The following is a 23,051-nucleotide window of genomic DNA, read 5'->3' as shown; positions in this document are numbered from 1 at the left end:
TTCTTGGGCAACCGGGGGAATCACATGAAGTTCACGCGTATATCGGCGCTCGTCGCGTCCGCGGCCATCGCGCCGGCTGTTCTGCTCGCCTCTCCGGCGTACGCCGCCGACGCCAAGGCGCCTGCCGTCTCGGCGCCGGACGCCGGGTCGAAGACCCCGGACGAGCAGGCGGACGCCGACATGGAGGAGATCCTGCGGCTGAAGGCGGCGAAGGGTGCGGGGCCCATATTCAAGGAGGCTGCGAACAAGGCGCTCGACGGCGGTCCGGCCGCCATGCGGAAGTTCCTTGAGACTGGCCAGTTCGTGGCCCGCGACAACGACAACCGTGTGGCGATCGCCCAGATCGTCGACAAGGGTGGCCGCGGCGTGCGCGAGGCGGGCGACAAGGCGCTCAACGGCACCCCCGAGGACCGCGTGCGGTTCCTGGAGAAGGGGCAGTTCGAGCAGCGCATCATCGACAACCGCGTCCTCGTCAGCCAGATCATCAACGTCGGTGGCCCGGGTGTGAAGGAGGCCGGGATCAAGGCGCTCCTGGGTACCCCCGCGGACGTCCAGGAGTTCATCGACAAGGGCCAGTTCAAGGCCCGCATCGTCGACAACCAGCTGCTGGCCACTCAGATCGCCAGCAAGGGCGGCCCCGCCGTGAAGGCAGCTGCGAGGAAGGCGCTCAACGGCACCCCCGAAGACGTCCAGGCCTTCCTCGACAAGGGTCAGTACGAGGCTCGCAAGAAGGACGAGGCCGACGCCGCGGCCGCGGCCGCGAAGGACAAGGACAAGGGCAAGAAGGACGACGGGAAGAAGGGCGAGCCCAAGCCCGGCGCCTCCAAGGAGGCCGGCAAGGGCGCCGGTGCTGCCACCGGCACTGGCACCGGCGACAAGGGGGGTATGGCTGTGACCGCTGCCTCTCAGAACACCCCTGCCGGGGGCACCTCCCTCGCCTCCACCGGAGCGGGTTCGGCGCTGCCTTGGGCCGCTGGGGGTACTGCCGTTGCCCTTGCGGGCGGTGCGGGGATCTTGGTGGCCACGCGTCGCCGCCGCGCTGCGGAGTAGGCGCCGGCTGCGGGGCGTCGGGGGATTGCGCAGCTCCCCGCGCCCCTAGAGGGTCGGATGTCGGGTGCGGGTCGTGTGTGGCTGGTCGCGCAGTCCCCCGCACCCCTGTAGGGCGCCCATAGGACGCCCACCCCGCGAAGGCGCCGGCTACTCCGGTGTGGCCGCCTTCACCCGCCGCCCCAACCGCTCCGCCGCCGTCCTCCCCCTGGCCTCCAAGGGAAGGGAGTCCGTCGCCGCCGCCAGGCCGAACGGTGGCATGTCCGCGTAGATCGACTCGTACGAACCCTCGGGCACGATGTACGTCTCGTGCCACAGGCCCACGTGCCCGCGCAGCTTGCCCTTGCGCTCCTTGCGGTTGAGGATCGCCCACGCCCGGTGGTGGAACATCTCCGGCGAGTGCGCGTAGGCGTACAGCTTCTCCTTGGACTCCCAGTACTGGACCACGTAGTACGTGCGCGGTGACGCGGTCAGCATGACGTGTCCGAGGAGGCCGCGGCTCTTGTCCTTCTTGAGTTCGCCGAGCATGCGGAACATGGCTGCGCCCACCGGCACCCACTGGTGCACCGCCCAGAAGTGGTTGACGCGCATCCCGATCAGGAGCACCACCACGTCGCCCTCGGCGGCGGCGGTCGTGCGATTCGGGCTCGGCTTGGCGAACATGGTGCCTCCAGCTCCTCGACGGACGGCTTCCCCGGCTGCCAACTCCCGTGTTGGATAACGGAGTTACCCAGGGTCGATATCTTGGATAATGGCGTTATCCGAGGAAGGGCGCAAGGGATGCGGCTGGCCGAGTTGAGCGAGCGGAGCGGGGTTTCCGCCGCGATGATCAAGTACTACCTGCGGCAGGGCATGCTCGCGCGAGGGCGCAAAGTGGGTGCCACCACGGCCGACTACGACGAGAGCCATCTGCGTCGGCTCCGCCTCGTCCGTGCTCTGATCGAGGTCGGGCGGCTCCCGGTGGCCACGGCCAAGGAAGTCATCGGGTACGTCGACGACGACTCCCTCGACCGCACCATCCGGCTCGGCGCGGCCCTCTGGGCACTGCCCCACGGACCCGACCCGGACGACGGTGACGAGTCCGTGGCCGCCGCCCGGAGCGAGGTGGACCGGCTGCTCGGCATGCTGGGGTGGTCCACCGCCCGAGAGCTCGGTGAACTCTCACCCGATCACCGGGCTCTGATCGTCGCCGTCGCCACGCTCAACCGGCTCGGCTATCCCTGGGACGCCGAGCTCATGGCCCCGTACGCCCAGCTCATGCACCAGGCGGCCGTCCGCGATCTCGACTTCGTCGAGACCCACCCCTCCGAGGCCGAGAAGGTCGAGGTCGCCGTCGCCGCCACCGTCCTCTTCGACCCGATCCTGCGAGCCCTGCACCGCCTCGCCCAGCAGGAAGAATCGGCGCGGCGCTACGGGCTGTAGGGCGCTCGCATGCGCTGAGCCCGCCCCCGGGGATCCCGAAGGCGGGCTCAACTCGACTCAATCCGCTAGCAGTTGGAGCTGGTCGGCTTGCCCGCGAACCTGTCCGCCAGCCAGTTCGCCGCCGGGACTCCGCCCACCGTCACCCCGCCGATGTGGCCGAGCAGCGGCAGTGCGTGCCACTCCACGTTCGCGCCCTTGGCGCACCAGTCGGAGCGGAGCTGCCGGCCCACCGCGTACGGGATCAGCTCGTCGACCGTGCCGTGGTAGAGGTACACCGGCGCGTCCGGGCGGTGCGTGCCGAGCTTCGACTCGGCCAGCCTGGCCTGCCAGTCCGGCTGTTCGAGCGGGTTCTTCACGGTCAGGTCGGTGACGTGCTTGAACGAGCCCACCGTCGTGTCGATCGCCACGCAGTTGTTCTTGAAGTAGTCGACCAGCGCCTTGCCCGCCGGGTTGAGGTACGAGTCCAGCTTCAGCTCGGGGAAGGCCGCGTCCTGGCCGGCCGCCGCCATGAAGATGAGGCCGGAGCCGAGGCCGCCGTCGTTGGACGCGGCCACCTTCATGAGGTCGGCCGGGACGCCGCCGGTCGCGGTGCCCTTCACCTTCAGCTCGGGGGCGTACGAGTCGTGCAGCTCGGCCGCCCAGCTGCTGGCCTGGCCGCCCTGCGAATAACCCATGATCCCCACGGGCGAGTTGGCGTCGACGCCGGGGATGCCGAGGCGCTCGGCCGCTCGGGCCGCGTCCAGCATGGCGGTGCCCTCGGCGCGGCCGACCGTGTAGGTGTGGTCGCCGGGGGTGCCCAGGCCCTCGTAGTCGGTGACCGCGACGGCCCAGCCCTTCTGCACGACCTGGTTGATCAGGGTGGCCTCGACGGCCGTCCCGTACGGGAAGTTGGCGCTCGGCGCACACGAGTCGCCGAGCCCGACCGTGCCGACGGCGTACGTCACGACCGGGCGCGGGCCCGTGCGGCCGTCGTCCGGCACGATGACCGTCCCGGACACGACGTTCGGGGAGCCCTTGGCGGTGGTGGAGCGGTACGTGACGTGCCAGGCCTTGGTGTTGGTCCACTGACCGGGCAGCGGATGGAACTCGGTGGGGGACCGGGTGACGATGTCCCCGGGTGAAGCGGTCGCCGTGTAGTCGGCGAACGCGGTGGGGGTGGCTGCCGACAGGAGGAGTGCGGCGGTGATGGCACCGGCCACTCTGGTACGGACGTGCATGCGGCTCTCCCAACGGTCCTATGGGGCGCGGGCAGTTGAGGAGAAGGTAGTGACTGACCGGTAGGTACGGAGCTGACCGTACCGCTCACCTTCACTGACCCCGGAGACGGCGGAAGGCTCCGGGGGCCGGGCTCAGCGGCCCAGTCGGTACGACCCCGGTGTCGTGCCCGTCCAGCGGCGGAACGCGCGGTGGAAGCTCGTGTCCTCCGAGAAGCCGAGGCGGGCCGCGATCTCCGCGATCGGCTCGCGGCCCTCCGCCAGGCCCGCGATCGCGGCATCGCGCCGCACCGCGTCCTTGAGCTGCTGGAACGAGGTGCCCTCCTGCGCCAGGCGGCGGCGCAAGGTCGCCGGGGACATGGCGAGGCGGGCCGCCGTCTCCTCCAGGGTGGGCAGCCGGGGAGAGGCGCGCAGGGCGCCGGAGAGAGCCCGGCCCACCTGCTCGCCGACCGTCGTCCCGTAGGCGTGGCGGCTGAGGAGTTCGAAGGGGGAGCGGCGCAGCATCTGGGCCAGCGCCGCCTCGTCGCGTACGAGCGGGGCGGTCAGCCAGTGCGCGTCGAACACCGCCTCCGTGCGGGTGTCCCCGAACCGGACCGGGCAGCCGAAGAGCGACTCGTACTCGTCCTTGTGCGGGGGCGGCGGATAGCCGAAGGCTGCGCGGGTCAGCGGGATGCGGCGGCCCACCAGCCAACTGCACAGCCGGTGCCAGATGATCACCAGGCACTCGGTCAGGAACCGGTCCTCGTCCCGGCCCATCAGATCGCCCCGTACCGCGAACACCGCCTCGGGGCCGGTGATGTCGAGGGTGAGGTCGGGCCCGTGCGCGAAGAGGCCGTAGAAGGTGGTGCCGCGTCGCATCGCCCCGCCGAGGTCGCGGCAGCCGAGCACCGCGTAACACATCATCGCGAAGGTGCCGGGGCGGCTCGGGGCGCCGCCGAGCCCGAGGAACTCGTCCCCGGTCGCCCGGTACAGGGCCCGGAAGAGCTGCGCGAACTGGGCCGGGGTGACCCGCGCCCGGTCGTCCCCGAGCAGCAGCGGGGGGATGCCGGACGCCTGGAGCAACGGCACGGTGTCGATGCCGTGCCGCTCGGCGCCGCGCAGCACGGCCCGCACGTGGTGCACGGTGATCGTCGGCTTCGCCATGGTCAACGACGTTAGCCGGGTTGAGCGTTGAGGTCAGCCGGGGTGACGTTTCCCGTCATCCCGCGCGGCCCGGGACCGTACTTACCGTCGGGTCATGAACCCCCAGAGCCCGCACCAGCGCCCGCGCCCCGAGACGCTCGCCGTGTTCACCGAGTGGGCGGCCGGGCGCCACCCGGACCGGCCGGCCCTCAGGTTCCGCGAGGCGGGCGGGGGCTGGGCGACGGTCACGTACGCCGGGCTGCGCGACACCGTACGCCGCACCGCGCGGGGGCTGATCGCGCTCGGCATCGAGGCCGGTGACAGGGTCGCGATCCTCGCCGAGACCCGCCCCGAGTGGACGTACGCGCACTTCGCCTGCCTGGCGGTGGGCGCGGTGGTGGTGCCGGTGTATCCGACGGCGGGCGACGAGGAGACCACCTGGGTCCTCGCCGACTCCGCCGCGAAGGCGGTCATCTGCGAGGGTCCCGCGGAGGCGGCCCGGGTGGAGGGGCTGCGCGGGAAGGTGCCTGCGCTCGCTCACGTACTGCTGATGACCGGGCCCTGTGAGGGTAGGGCGGTGCCGCTGGCGGATCCGGGGGCCCGCGCCGAGTCCGTGCCGCTCGACGACCTGCGGGCCCGGTCCGCGGCCGTCCGGCCCGGCGACGACGCCGAGCTCGTCTACACCTCCGGGACCACCGGCCTTCCCAAGGGCTGCCGGCTCACGCACGGCAACATGGGCGCGGTCCAGGACGCGACCATGCACCTCATCGAGGGCGGCCCCGGCGACCGCACGTACCTCTACCTGCCCCTCGCGCATCTGCTCGCCCAGCTGATCCAGTTCTCGACGCTGCTCTACGGCGGCGAGCTCTGCTACTTCGGCGGCCGGATCGAGGACGTGGTCGGCGAGCTCGCCGAGGCGCAGCCGACCCATCTGCCGTCCGTACCGCGGCTTTTCGAGAAGGTCCACTCGGTCGTGCGCTCGCTCGCCGAGGCGAAGGAGGGCGGCGGCGAGCGGTTCGACGCGGCGGTCGCGATCGGCGTCCTCGCGGCGGACGGGGAGCTTCCGCCCGAGCGTCAGGGCGAGTACGAGGCCGCCGACGCCTCGCTGTTCAGCCTGGTCAGAGCGGCCTTCGGCGGGCGCCTGCGCTGGGCGCTCACCGGCGGCGCCCCCATAGACCCGGCGATCCTCGACTTCCTGCGGGCCTGCGGGATCCAGGTCTTCGAGGGGTACGGGATGACCGAGTCCGCGGGCGTGATCTCGCTCAACCACCCGGGGGCGGTGCGGTACGGCACGGTGGGGCGGCCGGTCGCGGGGTGCGAGGTGAAGATCGCGCCCGACGAGGAGATCCTTGCGCGCGGGCCGATGATCTTCCCCGGGTACCACGCGAACGCCCTGGGCACGGCGGAGGCGCTGGACGCGGAGGGGTGGCTGCACACGGGGGACCTGGGGGCGCTGGACGCGGACGGTTACCTGACGATCACCGGCCGCAAGAAGGACCTGATCATCACGTCCGCCGGCAAGAACCTGACGCCCTCGCACGTGGAGCAGGCCATCGAGCGGGCCCGGATCGTCTCGCACGCGGTGATGGTGGGGGACCGGCGGCCGTATCCCGTCGCGCTGATCACGGTGGATGCGCAGGAGACGGCGGGGCGGGGTCCGGACGAGGTGCACGAGCTCGTGCGGGCTGCGGTCGAGGCGGCCAATGCGCAGGTGTCCCGGCCCGCGCGGATCCGGGGGTTCGCGGTGCTGCCGCAGGACTTCACGGTGGAGCGGGGTGAGCTGACCCCCACCTTGAAGGTGCGGAGGAAGGCGATTCTTGAGCGGTACGCGGCTGAGGTCGAGGGGCTTTACGGCTGAGCGGGGTGCGGGGGCGGTTCGCTTTCGGGTGCGGGCCGTGGGTGGCTGGTCGCGCCCACGCGGCGGACCGCAAAACGTCACAGCCCCGCGCCCCTGTAGGGCGCCCAGCACTGCAAAAGGCAGGAGCCCCGGTCCGGATGGACGGGGCTCCTTGGGTACTGCTAAGTCAGCGATCGCCAACCCGGGCAAGTTAGGCCGGGGTGACGTTCTCCGCCTGCGGGCCCTTCGGGCCCTGGGTGACGTCGAAGTTCACGACCTGGTTCTCCTCCAGGGAGCGGAAACCAGACGCGTTGATCGCGGAGTAGTGGACGAAGACATCCGGGCCGCCGCCGTCCTGGGCGATGAAGCCGAAGCCCTTTTCAGCGTTGAACCACTTCACGGTTCCGGTAGCCATAAGCCCTCCTTGGGCCAAAGGGTTGCCCTGCTCCAGAACCTGCAAACAAGTCTGAAAACTACAAAAGCCTGCGGGTTACATGCTCCGCAGGCTCTGTACTGCAAGGGAAACCAAACTGCAACTTGCGCTGAGCGTAGCACGCAGCTCAGGTGCTGCGGTAGAGGGAAAGATCACTCCGTCCGGACGTTTGACCGGGGGCGGAGCAGGCGATCAGGCTCCCTCGCGAGGCACCCCGTACGGCCCAGCAGGGACGCTCCCGCGGCACCCCTGGCAGGGCCCGGCGCGGTCCACCCAGTGGGACGGGTCTAGCCTCGGCACGTGGACAATTCAACCAGCCCCCAGCACCACGGCGGCCGGCCGCGCGTCGGTCACATCCAGTTCCTGAACTGCCTGCCCCTGTACTGGGGCCTGGCGCGGACGGGGACGCTGCTCGACCTGGAGCTGACCAAGGACAGCCCGGAGAAGCTCAGCGAGCAGTTGGTGAACGGTGACCTGGACATCGCGCCGATCACCCTCGTGGAGTTCCTGCGCAACGCGGACGACCTGGTCGCCTTCCCCGACATCGCGGTCGGCTGCGACGGGCCGGTGATGTCCTGCGTGATCGTCTCGCAGCGTCCTCTTGAGGACCTGGACCGGGCCCGGGTCGCCCTCGGGTCCACCTCGCGGACCTCCGTGCGCCTGGCGCAGCTGCTGCTCGCCGAGCGGTACCAGGTGGCCCCCGACTACTACACGTGCCCGCCCGACCTCGGCCTGATGATGCGCGAGGCGGACGCCGCCGTGCTGATCGGGGACGCCGCGCTGCGGGCCTCGCTGCACGACGCCCCGCGGCTCGGGCTCCAGGTCCACGACCTGGGCACGATGTGGAAGGAGTGGACGGGGCTGCCGTTCGTCTTCGCCGTGTGGGCGGCCCGCAAGGACTACCTGGCCCGCGAGCCCCACGTCGTACAGCAGGTGCACGAGGCGTTCCTCGCGTCCCGGGACCTCTCCCTGGAGGAGGTCACCAAGGTGGCCGAGCAGGCCGCGCGCTGGGAGGTGTTCGACGCCGAGCTCCTGCAGCGCTACTTCACGACGCTCGACTTCCGCTTCGGACCCCAACAGCTCGAAGGCGTAAGGGAGTTCGCGCGGCGGACGGGTCCGACCACCGGGTTCGCCGCGGATGTGAACGTGGAGCTGCTCGCTCCGTAAGGGCTTCGCGCGAAGAACCTCGGACCGTTCAGGAGGAGGGGACCGGGGCGAGCATCTGCTTGCTGATCCACTCCATGGTCCCCTCGCCCATGCCCTTCACGTAGGTGTGGGCGTTGTGGGTGCCGCCCTGGATCAGCTGGAGGCGGGTCTTCACCGGGCCCTTCCCGTACGTGTCGATGAACTTCTTCACGTTCGGCACGACGGTGCCTTCCTTGGTGCCCACCTGGAAGGCGAGCGCGACCTCGGGACCCTTCTCGTCGATCAGGTCCTGGGCCAGCTTCTCCGGGTTGTTCGCCTGCTTCTCGGCCTCGTGGCCGGCCCACAGCGGGGAGTCCGGCACGGTGTCCGGGCCCGAGGCGATCGCGGCCTTGAACAGATCGGGCCGCTTGAGCACCGACTTCAGGCCGACGAAGCCGCCCGACGAGGAGCCCATGAAGGCCCAGCCGTCACGGGACTTGAAGGTGCGGAAGTTGGCCCGCACCAGGTCCGGCACGTCCTCGGTCATCCAGGTGCCCATCTTGGGCTGGCCCGGAATGTCACTGCCGTCGTAGTAGTGCTTGGCGTCCGGGTTGAGGACCGGCATGACCACGATGAACGGCAGGCTCTTGCCGGTCTTGGACCACTCGCTGATGCTGCTCTGCAGCTTGAGGTCGGTGCCCATCCAGTAGTTCTTGGGGTAGCCGTTTCCGCCGGGCAGTGCGATGAGCACCGGGAAGCCGCTGTTCTTGTACTTCTCGTCGAAGTACTGCTTCGGCGCCCACACCCACACCTTGCCGGTGAACCCGGACTTGGCGCCCTTGAGCGTGGTCACGCCGATCTTGGTGCCGTCGCCGAGGCTGCTCTGCGTGGTGAACTCGGCCTTCGGGCCGGTCGGCAGGAGCGTCTGGGCTGCCGCGCCGTTCTTCGCGGAGGCGTCGTCGTTCTTCTTCTGCCCGCCCTGCGCCGAGGCCCCCGGCGACGGACTGCTCGGCCCCGAGTCGAAGCTGACCGGCTTGCCTTCGTCGGAGCAGCCGGAGACCAGCACGACCGAGCCGATGACGGCGGCTGCTATCAGAGCGGCAGGGCGGCGACGCTTCATTCGGGGCTCCGTGAATCTGGCTGAGGGCGGTGGCATTTTGGGCGATTAAGCATGAACTACGCCAGTCAAGAGGGCGGAACCCGCTATTCGGTTCGCTCACATAAGCATGGGATCAGTCTCGGTTGAGGGTGATCCCGCGCACGTACGGCTCTACGCTGCTGTGCGACCGGCTTGACCAGGGTGGGCGTTGGGGGAGCACCGCGATGCAGTCTTTGCAGCCGCTGGAAGCGGGCGAACCGCGGACGATCGGCGCCTACCGGCTGCTCGGCCGGCTAGGGGCGGGCGGCATGGGCCGGGTGTACCTGGGCCGCAGCGCGGGCGGCCGCACGGTCGCGGTCAAGGTGGTGCACCCGCACTTCGCCCTCGACGAACAGTTCCGGGCACGCTTCCGGCACGAGGTCGAGGCGGCCCGGCGGGTGGGCGGCGACTGGACCGCGCCGGTCCTCGACGCGGATCCGGAGGCGCCGGTTCCGTGGGTGGCGACGGGTTATGTGGCCGGCCCCTCGCTGACCCAGGCCGTCATGGACCGCGGCCCGCTTCCCGATCACTCGGTACGGGTCCTGGGCGCCGGCCTCGCCGAGGCGCTTGCCGCGGTCCACGCGCTCGGCCTGGTCCACCGCGATGTGAAGCCCTCGAACGTGCTGCTCACCCTCGACGGGCCCCGCCTCATCGACTTCGGCATCGCCCGCGCCACCGACGGCACCGCCTCGCTCACCGCAACCGGCGTCTCCATCGGCTCGCCCGGCTACATGTCGCCCGAGCAGATCCTGGGCCGGGGCGTGACCGGCGCCGCCGACGTGTTCTCGCTGGGCGCGGTCCTCGCGTACGCGGCGACCGGCGAGCCGCCCTTCCCCGGCGACTCCTCGGCGGCCCTCCTCTACAAGGTGGTGCACGAGTCGCCCGAACTGGGCGCCGGCCTCACCGGCGAGCTGCGCGACGCGGTCGGAGCCTGCCTCGCCAAGGACCCCGCGGACCGCCCGGCCCCCGCCGCCCTCGCGGCCCGCCTCGCCCCGGCAGGAGCGGCCGCGCTGGTCCGGAACGGCTGGCTGCCGGGCCCGCTGGTGGAGGAGGTCAGCCGGTCCGCGGTGCGGCTGCTCGACCTGGAGCCCGGCGAGTCGGTGAGCGGCTCGGGCCCGATCCCGTTCAGCAGCCCGGCGGTCGGGGGCGGGGCGGGCAGCGGTACGGGGCCCGGGTCCGGGTCCGCCGGCGCTTTCGGCCCGCCGGACGCCTCGTACGGCCGGGACGCGGCCCCCTTCCCGGGCCCGCGCACACCCCCGCCGCCCACCGCCCCGCCCGGCCCGGCCGACCGGGGCCCGCGCGTCGCCCTGTCCGTCGCGACGGCCGCCGAGCCGGGCGAACGCGGCCAGGGCCGCAAGGTCAGCTGCACTGTGGCCCTCGCGGTCGCGGGCGCGCTGGCCGCCGTGACGGTGGGCGCGGCCTTCCTCTTCGACCTGCTGCCGGGCGGCGGCAGCGAAGCGACCAATACGGGGGCGAAGCCGCCCGCTTCGAACGGGGCCACGGGGGAACCCGAGCCGGGCACGCGGGCCCCGACCGACGCCGCGACCCCGTCGGGTTCGCCCTCGGGTTCGCCGTCCGGAACCCAACTGGCCGATCTGCCGAGCCAGTTCATCGGAACCTGGCAGGGCCCGACCACGGAGCAGAGCACCGGCCAGCCGCACGGCACGGTCACCGCCGCCTTCACGGCCGGCGGTACGGGCAGCGACGTCGTCCTGACGACCTCGACGATCGACGTGCTGGGCACGAAGGTGGAGTGCCACGGCGTGGGCAAGCTGCTCTCCGGCACGGCGGGCGAGGTGCGCATCGAGGAGCGCACCGACCCGCGCAAGCCCGGCACCGCGGGCCTGTGCACCACCGGCACCGCCGAACTGGTCTTCACCCTCGGCAGCGACGGCAAGCTCACGTACCAGTCCGAGGAGGCGGCCGCCGGAAGGCCCTCCGGCATCCTGACGAAGCAGTGAACGGGCTTGAAGCGGTGAACGGTCCTCTCGTCGCCGGGGCCGCGCTGTGGGGCGCGGGCGCCGGGGTGCTGCTGCCACGCCCGGCCCACCGGCTCTCCGTCGAACCCGACGAGCCGTGGCGGCCCGCCGACCCCGACGGGCGGCCGTTCGCCGGGCCCGCCCGGGGCTGGCTCGGGGCCGCCCGCGGATACGGACCCTCGACTCCGGTCGTCGCGGCGCTGACCGCGCTGGTCTGCGTGGGGCTCGCCGCCACCACCGGTGCCCGCCCGGAGCTGGGGGTCTGGCTGCTGCTCGCGCCGGTGGCCGTGCTGCTCGGGGTCGTCGACCGGGGCGTGCACCGGCTGCCCGATGTGCTGACCCTGCCGCTCGCCCTCGCGGCGACCCTGCTGCTCGGCCTGGCCGCGGTGCTGCCCGGGCACGCGGGGGCCTGGACCACGGCTCTGCTCGGTGAACTCGCCCTGGGCGGTGGGTACTTGGTGCTCGTGCTCATCAACCCGGCCGGCATGGGTCTCGGCGACGCCAAGCTCGCGCTCGGGCTCGGGGCCGCTCTCGGGTGGTACGGCTGGCCGGTGCTCTTCGCGGGAGCCCTGCTCGGGCTCGTGCTCGGCGCGGTCTACGGGGGCGGGCTGCTGGTGCTGCGAAGGGCGAACCGTAAGGCCGCGTTCCCCCTCGGGCCCTTCATGATCGCCGGAGCCTTCGGCGGCCTGCTCCTCGGCGGGCTCGCCAGCTGAGGGCCTGCGGCCCCCGCTCGGGTGGGCAGAGCCGCTGGCGTACGCTGGATCCGCCCGCCCGTAACCCCCTAGAAAGGGACACCTCCGGTGACTGAGAAGGCCGATCTTCAGTCCGTTCTCGACCGTGCCGCCGAGGGTGGGCGGATCACCCCGGAGGAAGCGCTCGACCTGTACCGGTCCGCGCCGCTGCACGCGCTCGGCGCCGCCGCCGACGCGGTGCGCCGCCGCCGGTACGCCGGTACCGAGCACATCGCGACGTACATCATCGAGCGGAACATCAACTACACGAACGTCTGCGTGACGGCGTGCAAGTTCTGCGCCTTCTACGCCGCGCCCAAGGACACCGCCAAGGGCTGGACCCGCGACCTCGACGACATCCTGCGCCGGTGCGCGGAGACCATCGAGCTCGGCGGCACCCAGATCATGTTCCAGGGCGGCCACCACCCCGACTTCGGCGTCGAGTACTACGAAGAGCACTTCTCCGCGATCAAGAAGGCGTACCCGCAGCTGGTCATCCACTCCCTGGGCGCCTCCGAGGTCGAGCACATGGCCCGGATCTCCAAGGTGTCGGTGGAGGAGGCCATCTCGCGCATCCACGCCGCCGGGCTCGACTCCTTCGCCGGGGCCGGCGCCGAGCTGCTGCCCGAGCGGCCGCGCAAGGCGATCGCGCCGCTGAAGGAGTCCGGCGAGCGCTGGCTGGAGATCATGGAGACCGCCCACGGCCTGGGCGTCGAGTCCACCTCCACCATGCTCATGGGTACGGGCGAGACCAACGCCGAGCGCATCGAGCACCTGCGCATGATCCGCGACGTGCAGGACCGCACGGGCGGCTTCCGCGCCTTCATCCCGTACACGTACCAGCCGGAGAACAACCACCTCAAGGGCCGCACCCAGGCGACGATCTTCGAGTACATCCGCATGATCGCGATCGCCCGGATCTTCCTCGACAACGTCGCGCACATCCAGGGCTCCTGGCTGACCACGGGCAAGGAGGCCGGGCAGCTCACCCTGCACTACGGCGCGGACGACCTCGGCTCGGTCATGCTGGAGGAGAACGTCGTCTCGTCGGCCGGGGCCAAGCACCGCTCCAACCTCATCGAGATGATCGACATGATCCGCAAGGCGGACCGGGTGCCCGCCCAGCGCGCCACCACCTACGAGCACCTCGTCGTGCACGAGGACCCGGCGAACGACCCGGTCGACACCCGCGTCCAGTCGCACATCTCCTCGACCGCGATCGAGGGCGGCACCGCCCACCCGGAGCTGAAGCTCCTCGCCTCCAGCTGAGGCCGCGTTCCCGACGTGCTGACGCTTCACGCCGCCGACCTTCTGCTGCCCGGGGACCGCGAGCCGGTCCCGGGCGGTGCGGTGCTCATCGACGGTGACCGGATCGCGATGATCGCCCCGTACGAGGACGTCGCGGCCGAGCACCCCGCCGCCCGCGTCCGCCGCTGGCCCGGCGTGCTCACGCCTGGTCTGGTCAACCGGCACGGGGCGGCCCTGCTCGAACTCGCCTATTTCCCGGACGACCCCTTCGAGGTCGACGAGCTCGGCCCCGAACCGCTGACCGGCGCCGCGCTCGCCGCCCTCGCCCCGAGCGAGTCCCGCCGGGGCAACAGCGCCCGCCGCTGCACCCAGAAGCTGCTCGCGCACGGAGTGGTGGCGGTGACCGGGCCCCTGGTCACCCCGGCGGTGCGAACTGCCGTACGGCGGGCGGGACTTGAGGTGCTGCCGAGCGGTGGCGCGGAGGGTCCGGCGGCCCTCGATCCGTTCGCCGACGCCGAGCCGGGCGAGGCCTTCCGGGCTCCGCTCGCCGTGGGCGGCCCGGCCCGGTTCGCCGTCTTCGCCGTGCCGGACGAGGCCGCGCCGGCCGCGCGGGGCGCCGGGACCTGCATCGCCACCGTCATCGGCGGACGGCTGGTGCACCGGCGCCGGTAAGCCCGGTCGGCCCGGTCAGCTTCCCGACAGGGCCTTCGCGAAGGCGCCCGGCTCCTGGTCCACGCCGCTGCAACTCGCTTGCGCCACGGCCGAGTTGACGCCTGAGCCGCACTTCTGGTCGCGGTACGTCACCCACATGGACAGCCGTCCGACACCCTTGTCCTGGGCGAACTTCCGCACCTTCGCGGCGTCGTCCAGGGTGAACGTCTCGCCCTTCACATCGTTGACGCCGATCATCGACGTGACCCCGAGCCCCTGCCAGGCCGCCGCGTCCGAGAGGCCCAGGACCTGCTGGAGCTGGCCGTGCGCGGCGGTCGCGGCCCGCACCGCGTAGTCGCCCATGTCGCCTCCGTAGGAGGTGCCGTAGTTCATCGTCATCACGTTGACGGCGGAGACCTGCACGCCGTGGTCCTTGGCCGACTTGAGCAGTGCCGTGCCCTCGGGCGTGAGCCCCGTCGGCATCACCGCGAGCGTGAACGTCACCTTGAGGCCGCGCTCCTTCTGGAGCAGGGCTATCGCCTCCGCGCGCCGGGTGAGCGCGGCGGAGTCGGCGAGGGCCGCCCCCTCGATGTCGAAGTCGGCCTCGCCGGCCCCGGCCGCGTCCAGCGCCGAGCCGTAGGCGGCGGCCAGCTGGGCCGGGGTCTTGCAGGTCAGCGCGAGCTCCTTGCCGGCCTGCCCGCCGAAGGACACCCGCACCGCGGCGCCCGACTTCTTCAGCTCGGCCGCCCGGTCCTTGACGTCCTGGTCCACGATGGCCGTGTCGTCGTCCCAGACCGCCCGGCAGGTGTTGCCGTGGGCGACGGCGAACGCCAGGTTGTAGACGGCCGGGGAGCCCACCGCGTCGGTGGGCGAGGCCGTCGTGGCGCTGACGTAGGGGGAGTACGCGCTGTTCAACGGGCCGTTCGCGGCAGGCTTGGCCGGGGCCTCGGGCGCCGCGTCCGGGGTCGAGGAGCACCCCGCGCACACCAGCGCGGCCAAGGCGCCGAGCCCCGCGACCGGCACCCTCAGGAAACTCCGCATGTCGTGTGCACCCGCTCTCGTGGTTCCGCGCCCCCGTGGCACGGAAGGGAGAATGTACGTGGCCCGGCTGTGCCGGTGAGGGCCGGGCACCCGGCTGTGCGGCCTACTGCTTGAATGGGAAGCGTGACCCGCGCATCCCTGGACAAGCAGCCGCACGAAGTCGCCTCGATGTTCGACGACGTCGCGGCGCACTACGACCTCACCAACGACGTGCTCTCCCTCGGCCAGACCCGGCTGTGGCGCAAGGAGGTCGCGAAGGCGGTCGACGCGCGGCCCGCGCAGAAGGTGCTCGACCTCGCGGCCGGCACGGCCACCTCCTCGCAGCCCTTCGCCGCGGCCGGCGCGTACACCGTGCCCTGCGACTTCTCGCTCGGGATGCTCAAGGTCGGCAAGGAGCGCCAGCCCCACCTGCCGTTCACGGCGGGCGACGCGACGAAGCTGCCCTTCCGCGACGACACGTTCGACGCGGTGACCATCTCCTTCGGGCTGCGCAACGTCCAGGACACGGACGCCGCGCTGCGCGAGATGTACCGGGTGACCAAGCCGGGCGGCCGGGTCGTGATCTGCGAGTTCTCGCAGCCGACGTGGAAGCCGTTCCGGACGGTGTACACCGAGTACTTGATGCGGGCGCTGCCCCCGGTGGCCACGGCGGTGTCCTCCAACCCGGACGCGTACGTCTACCTCGCGGAGTCGATCCGGGCCTGGCCCGCCCAGGGCGCGCTGGCCGCGCGGCTTCAGCAGGCGGGCTGGTCCAAGGTGGCGTGGCGGAACCTGACGGGCGGGGTGGTGGCGCTGCACCGGGGTTTCAAGGGCTGATCAGTCCTCACCAAGGTCCAGCCGGAAGCACGGGATCTCCAGGCCCGACACCTTCGACTCGTACGTTCTCGACAGGGTCATCCCCAGCCGTTCCGTCACCGCCAGCGAGCGGGTGTTCTCCGGGTGGACCATCGCCACCACGTGGTCGAGGCCCTTCGCGCGGACCCGCTCGATCGTGGCGCGGGCCGCCGCGGTCGCGTAGCCGCGGCCCCAATGCGCGCGGCCCAGGCGCCAGCCGATCTCCACTTCGCCCGCCGGGCCCCAGTCGTCCAGGGGCCAGGGCTGGGCGCCGGTGAAGCCGACGACCTCGTCGTTCTCGTCCAGCATCGTCCAGAAGCAGAAGCCGTGCTCGGCGTCGTGCCTGCGCTGGCGGGCGGTCAACTCCTCGTAGACGGAGACCTCCGCGGACCGGCCGCCGTGGAACTCCATCACCTCCGGGTCGTCGAACACCCGGTGCCAGGCGTACGCGTCCTCCTCGGTGGGCACCCGCAGCCGTACTACGGGCAGCGGCTCGTCCGGTGCGGCGGACGGTATGGCGGACTCGGGGGAGTCGGAGGTCATGGCGTGGCAACCCTTCGCGATGTCGATCAACAGCCACCCATAGACTGCACATGTCCTGTGCTTCTCGGCACGCAAATTCGAGTCTTCGGGAGATCCCGCTGTGACCGAGCCGCTCTCCGAACACACCGCGGACGTGATCGTCGTCGGGGCCGGTCCGGCCGGTTCGACGACCGCGTACTACCTGGCCAAGGCCGGACTCGATGTGCTGCTCCTGGAGAAGACCGCGTTCCCGCGCGAGAAGGTGTGCGGCGACGGACTGACCCCGCGCGCCACCAAGCAGCTCGTCTCGATGGGGATCGACATCTCCGAAGAGGCCGGCTGGCTGCGGAACAAGGGCCTTCGGATCATCGGCGGCGGCGTCCGCCTCCAGCTCGACTGGCCGGACCTCGCCTCGTACCCGGACTACGGACTCGTGCGCAAGCGCGACGACTTCGACGAGCAGCTCGCCCGGCAGGCGCAGAAGGCCGGCGCGCGGCTGTACGAGCGCTGCAACGTCGGCGCCCCGATCGTCGACGAGCGCACCGGCCGCATCACCGGCGTCAACGCCAAGCTCGGCGAGGAGAAGACCCCGGTCACCTTCCACGCCCCGCTCGTGGTCGCCGCCGACGGCAACTCGACGCGGCTCTCGCTCGCCATGGGCCTGCACCGGCGCGAGGACCGCCCGATGGGCGTGGCGGTGCGCACGTACTTCACCTCGCCGCGGCACGACGACGACTACCTGGAGTCCTGGCTCGAACTCTGGGACCGGCGCGGCCCGCAGGACCGCCTCCTTCCCGGCTACGGCTGGATCTTCGGCATGGGCGACGGCACGTCCAACGTCGGCCTCGGCATCCTGAATTCGTCCTCCGCGTTCCGCGAGCTGGACTGGCGCGAGATCCTCAAGGCGTGGTGCGCGTCCATGCCCGAGGACTGGGGCTACACCCCCGAGAACATGACGGGCCCGATCCGCGGCGCCGCTCTGCCGATGGCCTTCAACCGCCAGCCGCACTACACCAAGGGCCTGCTGCTCGTCGGTGACGCGGGCGGCCTGGTGAACCCGTTCAACGGCGAAGGCATCGCGTACGCCATGGAATCGGGGCAGATCGCCGCGGACGTCATCGTCCAGGCGCACGCCCGCGCGACGCCGTCCCAGCGCGAACTGGCCCTGCACGCCTACCCGAAGATCCTCAAGGACACCTACGGCGGCTACTACACGCTGGGCCGCGCCTTCGTGAAGCTCATCGGCAACCCGAAGGTCATGAAGATCGCGACCCAGCGCGGGCTCACCCACCCGATGCTGATGAAGTTCACCCTGAAGATGCTGGCCAACCTGACCGACCCGACGGGCGGCGACGCGATGGACCGCATCATCAACGGCCTCTCGAAGGTAGCCCCCAAGGCCTGAGCCGGGCGCGGTCTCCAGAAGCGCCGCTCCCTTCTAGAAGCGCCGCTCCACCTCGTCCGTCCAGCGGACGGGGACTTCTCCGGCGAACCGGGACAGACCGGTGCGCAGTTCGTCCGCGGAGAGGTCCCCGCCCTGGCGGCGGGCCACGTATTCGTGCCGCTTGCCGCTGTGCAGCGTCACCCACACCGCGCGATGGTGCTCGTAGCCGCCCGCGTGGCTCTCGTCGCCGTGCTCCCAGATCGCCACGGTGCCTACCTCGATCTCCCGGACCTCCGCCCAGGGCGCGTCGAAGCGCGTGGCGAGGTGTATCCCCGCCGCGTCCGCGCGGATGACCGGGCGCACCGCCCCGTACACGCACGCCAGGACCAGGAACGCGCCGGCCCCCAGGACGAACAGGGCGAAACCCCAGCCAAAGGCGAGTTTGGCCCAGTCGACGGGCCCGTGCCAGGGCCGGATGCCGGTCAGCATCCACAGGCCGAGCACCATGAACACGATCCCGATCGCGGCGAACATGCCGAGCCCGTCGGCGTAGACCTCGTACGACTGCGGATCCGAGTCCCGCACCTGCTCGTCCATGCGCACACCCCCTGATACGTGCATGTTGCCCCGGAACGGGCAGAGTTCAACACATTCCGGGCATGCCGAAGGGCCGTCGCTCCCGAGCGGGGGAGCAACGGCCCTTGCAGGCGGTGCGGATGCGGCTCAGAAGGCCGCTGTACGCCTCAGAGAACGCGGACGGCGCCGGTGGGCTGGTCCCAGTCCAGGCTGCGCTCGACGACACCCGTGGAGGGGTTCTGCGCGCCGACGAACTTGCCGCCGCCCACGTAGATCGCCACGTGGTACGCGGAGCCGGAGCCGCCCCAGTACAGGATGTCGCCCGGCTGCAGGTTGGACAGCGAGACCTGGGTGCCGGTGGCCGACTGGTCCTGCGAGACGCGCGGCAGGTCGACGCCGATCTGGCGGTAGGCGGCCTGCACGAGACCGGAGCAGTCGTACGCGCTGGAGCCGGTGGCACCCGAGACGTACGCCTTGCCGACCTGGGCCAGCGCGAAGTTCACGATGGTGGCGGCGGAACCGGTGGCGTTGGACGCCTTGAACGACGTGCCGGTGGAGGTGGAGCCGCTGTCCGACGAGGACTTGAGCGTGGTGCGCTCGGCGGAGCGGGAGGCGCGCTCGGCGGCGTCGGCCTTGGCCTTCGCCTCCGCTTCGGCCTTCGCCTTGGCCTCGGCGGCCTTCTGCTCGGCGTCGTCCTTGGCCTTCTTCGCGTCCTTGGCGGCGTTGGACGCGGCGGCGTCCTGGGCGGCCTGGAGCTGGAGGTCGGCGGCGACCGTCTTGGTGGCCTGCGCCGTGGCGGCCGCGGTGGTCGCGAGGTCGCCCGTCAGGGTCGGCATCTCGATGGTCTCGTTCACCGGCTGGGCGGCGATGGCCGGGGCGGCCGCGCCTGCCAGCGCGATGGTGCTGAGTACGCCACCGGCAACTCCGGCCCGAAGCGAGACCTTCGAGGCGCTGCGGCGGGGCTTCCGGTGGCTGGGTATGTGAGCGGTGTGGGACATGGGTACAACCGCTATCAGGGGTTCAGGGTTCCCTTCAAGAAACGTGTGCTGCGCCACAGTTGATGGCGGAAGAGGTGAATCCGCTTCTTGCCAGCACTTATTGACGCCGTAACGGACAAAGCTGGCATGCGCGATCAGGGCTGTGATCATGTGTTTTCCATGAAACGCCCGAATTGCCCGACGCCTACCATCCCCTCACGTCGATGGCCAAGCCCCGTTGATTCGACGACCGTTGACGAGTGACGCAGGTCACATCGCGGGTTGATCCAGTCGGCCGAGGGGTGGGGGTGGGCCTCTCGGGGGGTGAGGGTGGCTCTCGTGAAGGGGTGCACGCGTCCACCTTTGGGCGCGGAAGCCCCCCTCTCGGGTGACGGGCGCCCGCTTATCACCGGACGGCCATCCATCGCCAATTTGCCTGTAGCGCACATCTCTTGATAATGCCAGACGGCCGACGACCAGCGGTAACACCTGTAGATGTCACGTCTCGTGATCACTCGGGCGCTTCACGTATGAAGATCACCGCTCATCCGACTTCATGATCCTTCGTCAGGTGGTGGAGATCACAAAGACGTTGGCGCACCCCGTGTCGCAGATCACAGACCGCCGGGCATAGGATGCGGGGCAGTCGGGCTTGTGAACTGCCTCACATGTACGCGATCTTCGCGCTCAATGGGAGGCGGCGAGGCGTTCGCGAGACCCGCTGTGCGGTCCAACGGTCAAGGACGACTGGAAGGAGCGAGGAGCGTGAATGCCTACGCGCCCATCCTCGTGCTCGGCGCCCTCGGGGCAGGGTTTGCGATCTTTTCCGTGGTCATGGCCACGCTAATCGGCCCAAAAAGGTACAACCGGGCGAAACTTGAGGCGTACGAGTGCGGCATCGAACCCACTCCCACGCCGGCCGGCGGCGGCCGCTTCCCCATCAAGTACTACCTGACGGCGATGCTCTTCATCGTCTTCGACATCGAGATCGTCTTCCTCTACCCCTGGGCGGTCACCTTCGACGCCCTGGGGCTTTTCGGGCTCGTGGAGATGCTGCTCTTCGTGCTCACCGTCTTCGTCGCCTACGCGTATGTGTGGCGGCGCGGCGGCCTGGAATGGGACTGAGGGGCTGAGGGGCACCTATGGGACTCGAAGAGAAACTGCCTAGCGGCTTCGTACTGACCACTGTTGAGCAGGCCGCGGGCTGGGTGCGCAAGGCGTCCGTCTTCCCCGCCACCTTCGGCCTGGCCTGCTGCGCCATCGAGATGATGACGACCGGCGCGGGCCGCTATGACCTGGCCCGCTTCGGCATGGAGGTCTTCCGCGGCTCCCCGCGCCAGGCCGACCTGATGATCGTGGCCGGCCGGGTCAGCCAGAAGATGGCGCCGGTCCTGCGGCAGGTCTACGACCAGATGCCCAACCCCAAGTGGGTCATCTCCATGGGGGTTTGCGCCTCGTCGGGCGGAATGTTTAACAATTACGCAATTGTTCAGGGTGTTGACCACATTGTCCCGGTAGATATCTACCTGCCCGGTTGCCCACCCCGGCCCGAGATGCTGCTCGACGCCATCCTCAAGCTCCACCAGAAGATCCAGAGCTCCAAGCTCGGGGTCAATCAGGAGGAAGCGGCCCGCGAGGCGGAGGAGGCGGCCCTCAAGGCGCTCCCCACCATTGAGATGAAGGGGCTGCTGCGGTGAGCTCTCCCGATACTCCGGACACCCCCGAACAGAACGGCGTGCCCGCCCAGCGCGACGACACCGGCGAGGTCATCGGCGTACGCAAGGGCATGTTCGGCGCCGCGAACAGCGGCGACACCAGCGGCTACGGCGGTCTGGTGCGCACCGTCACGCTGCCCGGCGCCTCCTCGCGGCCCTATGGCGGCTACTTCGACGAGGTGGCCGACGAACTCGAAGGCGCCCTGGAGGAGCAGGACCTGCTCCCCGAGAACGCGATCGAGAAGACGGTCGTCGACCGCGGCGAGCTCACCTTCCACATCGCGCGCGAACACCTCCAGCGCGTCGCCCGCACCCTGCGCGACGACCCCGCCCTGCGCTTCGAGCTCTGTACGGGCGTGAGCGGTGTCCACTTCCTCGGGGACAAGGGGCGTGAACTGCACGCCGTCTACCACCTGCGCTCCCTGACCCACGGCCGGCTGATCCGGCTCGAAGTGAGCGCCCCCGACAGCGACCCGCACATCCCCTCGCTCGTCGAGGTCTATCCGACCAACGACTGGCACGAGCGCGAGACGTACGACTTCTTCGGCATCGTCTTCGACGGCCACCCCGCCCTCACCCGGATCATGATGCCGGACGACTGGCAGGGCTTCCCGCAGCGCAAGGACTACCCCCTCGGCGGCATCGCGGTCGAGTACAAGGGCGCCCAGATCCCGGCTCCGGACCAGCGGAGGTCGTACAGCTGATGTCCACATCTAACGGAACGTCGCACGCTTCGGCCCGCGAGACCACCGAGGGACCCGTCTATACGGTCACCGGCGGCGACTGGGACGAGGTCGTCCAGTCCGCGGCCAAGGCCGACGACGAGCGCATCGTCGTCAACATGGGCCCCCAGCACCCCTCCACACACGGAGTGCTCCGGCTGATCCTGGAGATCGAGGGCGAGACCGTCACCGAGGCCCGTTGCGGAATCGGTTATCTTCACACCGGCATCGAGAAGAACCTCGAATACCGAACCTGGACGCAGGGCACCACCTTCGTCACGCGCATGGACTACCTGACGCCGTTCTTCAACGAGACGGCGTACTGCCTCGGCGTCGAGAAGCTCCTCGGCATCACCGACCGGATCCCCGACCGGGCCTCGGTCATCCGGGTCCTGCTCATGGAGCTCAACCGGCTCTCCTCGCACCTGGTCTGCATCGCCACCGGCGGCATGGAGCTCGGCGCGACCACGATCATGATCTACGGCTTCCGTGATCGTGAACTCATTCTCGACCTCTACGAGTTGATCACCGGCCTGCGCATGAACCACGCGTTCATCCGGCCGGGCGGACTCGCCCAGGACCTGCCAGCGGGCGCGGTGGACCAGCTCCGCGAGTTCGTGAAGACCATGCGGAAGAACCTGCCGGAGTACGACAAGCTCGCCACCGGCAACCCCATCTTCAAGGCCCGCATGCAGGACGTCGGATACCTGGACCTGACCGGCTGCATGGCGCTCGGCGCCACCGGCCCGATCCTGCGCTCGGCCGGCCTGCCGCACGACCTGCGCAAGACCGACCCGTACTGCGGCTACGAGGACTACGAGTTCGACGTCCCGACCGCCGACACCTGCGACTCCTACGGCCGCTTCCTGGTCCGCCTGGAGGAGATGCGCCAGTCGCTCAGGATCGTCGAGCAGTGCCTGGACCGGCTTGAGCCGGGGCCGGTCATGGTCGAGGACAAGAAGATCGCCTGGCCCGCGCAGCTCGCGCTCGGCCCGGACGGGCTCGGCAACTCCCTCGACCACATCAAGAAGATCATGGGTACCTCGATGGAGTCCCTGATCCACCACTTCAAGCTGGTGACCGAGGGCTTCCGGGTCCCCGCCGGACAGACCTACGTGGCCGTCGAGTCACCCAAGGGCGAACTCGGCGTGCACGTCGTCTCCGACGGCGGCACCCGCCCCTACCGGGTCCACTTCCGCGACCCGTCCTTCACCAACCTGCAAGCCATGGCGGCCATGTGCGAGGGCGGCCAAGTCGCCGACGTCATCGTCGCCGTCGCGTCCATCGACCCCGTGATGGGAGGCGTCGACCGGTGACAGACATCCAATTGGGC

23 protein-coding genes are annotated in these 23,051 nt (G+C 70.5%); 14 read left to right on the top strand and 9 right to left on the bottom strand.

The features are described 5' to 3' along the window. The first annotated feature begins 24 nt into the window (after nucleotides 1–24). Nucleotides 25–1,050 carry an ALF repeat-containing protein gene (locus ADK54_RS29555; protein WP_053728804.1) on the top strand — a complete coding sequence of 342 codons (1,026 nt, stop codon included), beginning with the start codon at nucleotides 25–27 and terminating at the stop codon, nucleotides 1,048–1,050. 147 nt (nucleotides 1,051–1,197) lie between these two features. On the opposite strand, the gene ADK54_RS29550 is transcribed toward ADK54_RS29555, so the two are convergent. Continuing rightward, the gene (locus tag ADK54_RS29550; protein ID WP_053728803.1) at nucleotides 1,198–1,710 is read right to left on the bottom strand and encodes a DUF4188 domain-containing protein; all 513 of its coding nucleotides are present in this window, start codon (nucleotides 1,708–1,710) and stop codon (nucleotides 1,198–1,200) included. Between the two features lie 117 nt (nucleotides 1,711–1,827). On the opposite strand from ADK54_RS29550, the gene ADK54_RS29545 reads away from it, so the two are divergent. Further along, nucleotides 1,828–2,469, top strand: a complete 642-nt coding sequence (locus ADK54_RS29545; protein WP_053728802.1) for a MerR family transcriptional regulator — start codon at nucleotides 1,828–1,830, stop codon at nucleotides 2,467–2,469. Nucleotides 2,470–2,534: 65 nt separating this feature from the next. On the opposite strand, the gene ADK54_RS29540 is transcribed toward ADK54_RS29545, so the two are convergent. Together ADK54_RS29540 and ADK54_RS29535 are read right to left on the bottom strand one after the other, a co-directional pair. Beyond that, complete coding sequence (locus ADK54_RS29540; RefSeq protein ID WP_053728801.1) at nucleotides 2,535–3,686, bottom strand: lipase family protein; 1,152 nt, start codon at nucleotides 3,684–3,686, stop codon at nucleotides 2,535–2,537. A 132-nt stretch (nucleotides 3,687–3,818) separates the two neighbouring features. Next, complete coding sequence (locus ADK54_RS29535) at nucleotides 3,819–4,826, bottom strand: AraC family transcriptional regulator (RefSeq protein ID WP_053728800.1); 1,008 nt, start codon at nucleotides 4,824–4,826, stop codon at nucleotides 3,819–3,821. Nucleotides 4,827–4,920: 94 nt separating this feature from the next. Here ADK54_RS29535 and ADK54_RS29530 point away from each other — a divergent pair, with 94 nt between their 5' ends. Beyond that, complete coding sequence (locus ADK54_RS29530; protein WP_053728799.1) at nucleotides 4,921–6,663, top strand: AMP-dependent synthetase/ligase; 1,743 nt, start codon at nucleotides 4,921–4,923, stop codon at nucleotides 6,661–6,663. A gap of 190 nt (nucleotides 6,664–6,853) precedes the next feature. On the opposite strand, the gene ADK54_RS29525 is transcribed toward ADK54_RS29530, so the two are convergent. Further along, nucleotides 6,854–7,057 carry a cold-shock protein gene (locus ADK54_RS29525; protein WP_003967102.1) on the bottom strand — a complete coding sequence of 68 codons (204 nt, stop codon included), beginning with the start codon at nucleotides 7,055–7,057 and terminating at the stop codon, nucleotides 6,854–6,856. A 318-nt stretch (nucleotides 7,058–7,375) separates the two neighbouring features. On the opposite strand from ADK54_RS29525, the gene ADK54_RS29520 reads away from it, so the two are divergent. After that, complete coding sequence (locus ADK54_RS29520; RefSeq protein ID WP_053728798.1) at nucleotides 7,376–8,242, top strand: menaquinone biosynthetic enzyme MqnA/MqnD family protein; 867 nt, start codon at nucleotides 7,376–7,378, stop codon at nucleotides 8,240–8,242. Between the two features lie 28 nt (nucleotides 8,243–8,270). Here ADK54_RS29520 and ADK54_RS29515 read toward each other — a convergent pair whose 3' ends face one another. Next, nucleotides 8,271–9,320, bottom strand: coding sequence for an alpha/beta hydrolase (locus tag ADK54_RS29515; protein ID WP_053728797.1), 1,050 nt, complete (start codon nucleotides 9,318–9,320; stop codon nucleotides 8,271–8,273). A 212-nt stretch (nucleotides 9,321–9,532) separates the two neighbouring features. Here ADK54_RS29515 and ADK54_RS29510 point away from each other — a divergent pair, with 212 nt between their 5' ends. The 4 genes from ADK54_RS29510 (at nucleotide 9,533) to ADK54_RS29495 (ending at nucleotide 13,968) form a co-directional block, all read left to right on the top strand. Continuing rightward, nucleotides 9,533–11,299 carry a serine/threonine-protein kinase gene (locus ADK54_RS29510; protein WP_053728855.1) on the top strand — a complete coding sequence of 589 codons (1,767 nt, stop codon included), beginning with the start codon at nucleotides 9,533–9,535 and terminating at the stop codon, nucleotides 11,297–11,299. A 14-nt stretch (nucleotides 11,300–11,313) separates the two neighbouring features. Then, nucleotides 11,314–12,030 carry a prepilin peptidase gene (locus ADK54_RS29505; RefSeq protein ID WP_053728854.1) on the top strand — a complete coding sequence of 239 codons (717 nt, stop codon included), beginning with the start codon at nucleotides 11,314–11,316 and terminating at the stop codon, nucleotides 12,028–12,030. A gap of 87 nt (nucleotides 12,031–12,117) precedes the next feature. After that, nucleotides 12,118–13,317: a cyclic dehypoxanthinyl futalosine synthase gene (mqnC, locus tag ADK54_RS29500; RefSeq protein WP_053728796.1), complete on the top strand. Its 1,200-nt coding sequence runs from the start codon at nucleotides 12,118–12,120 to the stop codon at nucleotides 13,315–13,317. A 15-nt stretch (nucleotides 13,318–13,332) separates the two neighbouring features. Further along, on the top strand, nucleotides 13,333–13,968 hold the full coding sequence (locus ADK54_RS29495) for an imidazolonepropionase-like domain-containing protein (RefSeq protein WP_053728795.1): 636 nt from the start codon (nucleotides 13,333–13,335) through the stop codon (nucleotides 13,966–13,968). A gap of 15 nt (nucleotides 13,969–13,983) precedes the next feature. Here ADK54_RS29495 and ADK54_RS29490 read toward each other — a convergent pair whose 3' ends face one another. Then, complete coding sequence (locus tag ADK54_RS29490) at nucleotides 13,984–14,988, bottom strand: chitinase (protein ID WP_053728794.1); 1,005 nt, start codon at nucleotides 14,986–14,988, stop codon at nucleotides 13,984–13,986. A 123-nt stretch (nucleotides 14,989–15,111) separates the two neighbouring features. Between ADK54_RS29490 and ADK54_RS29485 the strand changes: the two genes are divergently transcribed. Beyond that, entirely contained in the window at nucleotides 15,112–15,804 is a 693-nt protein-coding gene (locus ADK54_RS29485; RefSeq protein WP_053728793.1) for a demethylmenaquinone methyltransferase, read from the top strand. Here ADK54_RS29485 and ADK54_RS29480 read toward each other — a convergent pair whose 3' ends face one another. Then, a complete protein-coding gene (locus tag ADK54_RS29480; protein ID WP_053728853.1) occupies nucleotides 15,805–16,365 on the bottom strand; it encodes a GNAT family N-acetyltransferase in 561 nt (186 codons plus the stop codon). Nucleotides 16,366–16,465: 100 nt separating this feature from the next. Between ADK54_RS29480 and ADK54_RS29475 the strand changes: the two genes are divergently transcribed. After that, a complete protein-coding gene (locus tag ADK54_RS29475) occupies nucleotides 16,466–17,749 on the top strand; it encodes a geranylgeranyl reductase family protein (protein ID WP_053728792.1) in 1,284 nt (427 codons plus the stop codon). A 33-nt stretch (nucleotides 17,750–17,782) separates the two neighbouring features. Here the strand turns inward: ADK54_RS29475 and ADK54_RS29470 are convergent, their stop codons facing one another. Both ADK54_RS29470 and ADK54_RS29465 read right to left on the bottom strand, forming a co-directional pair. Then, a complete protein-coding gene (locus ADK54_RS29470) occupies nucleotides 17,783–18,325 on the bottom strand; it encodes a hypothetical protein (protein WP_053728791.1) in 543 nt (180 codons plus the stop codon). A gap of 146 nt (nucleotides 18,326–18,471) precedes the next feature. Beyond that, complete coding sequence (locus ADK54_RS29465; RefSeq protein ID WP_053728790.1) at nucleotides 18,472–19,302, bottom strand: C40 family peptidase; 831 nt, start codon at nucleotides 19,300–19,302, stop codon at nucleotides 18,472–18,474. A gap of 744 nt (nucleotides 19,303–20,046) precedes the next feature. On the opposite strand from ADK54_RS29465, the gene ADK54_RS29460 reads away from it, so the two are divergent. Genes ADK54_RS29460 through ADK54_RS29445 form a run of 4 tightly spaced genes read left to right on the top strand, consistent with a single transcriptional unit; the run spans nucleotide 20,047 to nucleotide 23,034 of the window. Further along, nucleotides 20,047–20,406: an NADH-quinone oxidoreductase subunit A gene (locus ADK54_RS29460; protein ID WP_030494815.1), complete on the top strand. Its 360-nt coding sequence runs from the start codon at nucleotides 20,047–20,049 to the stop codon at nucleotides 20,404–20,406. Nucleotides 20,407–20,423: 17 nt separating this feature from the next. Further along, nucleotides 20,424–20,978 carry a NuoB/complex I 20 kDa subunit family protein gene (locus ADK54_RS29455; protein ID WP_053728789.1) on the top strand — a complete coding sequence of 185 codons (555 nt, stop codon included), beginning with the start codon at nucleotides 20,424–20,426 and terminating at the stop codon, nucleotides 20,976–20,978. Beyond that, a complete protein-coding gene (locus ADK54_RS29450; RefSeq protein WP_053728788.1) occupies nucleotides 20,975–21,700 on the top strand; it encodes an NADH-quinone oxidoreductase subunit C in 726 nt (241 codons plus the stop codon). The genes ADK54_RS29455 and ADK54_RS29450 overlap by 4 nt, the downstream gene beginning before the upstream one ends. After that, the gene (locus tag ADK54_RS29445) at nucleotides 21,700–23,034 is read left to right on the top strand and encodes an NADH-quinone oxidoreductase subunit D (protein ID WP_053728787.1); all 1,335 of its coding nucleotides are present in this window, start codon (nucleotides 21,700–21,702) and stop codon (nucleotides 23,032–23,034) included. The genes ADK54_RS29450 and ADK54_RS29445 overlap by 1 nt, the downstream gene beginning before the upstream one ends. Nucleotides 23,035–23,051: the final 17 nt, after the last annotated feature.

This window comes from Streptomyces sp. WM6378 (assembly GCF_001279695.1).
In the GTDB taxonomy this organism is placed as follows: domain Bacteria; phylum Actinomycetota; class Actinomycetes; order Streptomycetales; family Streptomycetaceae; genus Streptomyces.
The sequence above is the reverse complement of the archived record's forward strand: the minus strand, read 5'-3'. Positions and strand labels throughout refer to the sequence as shown.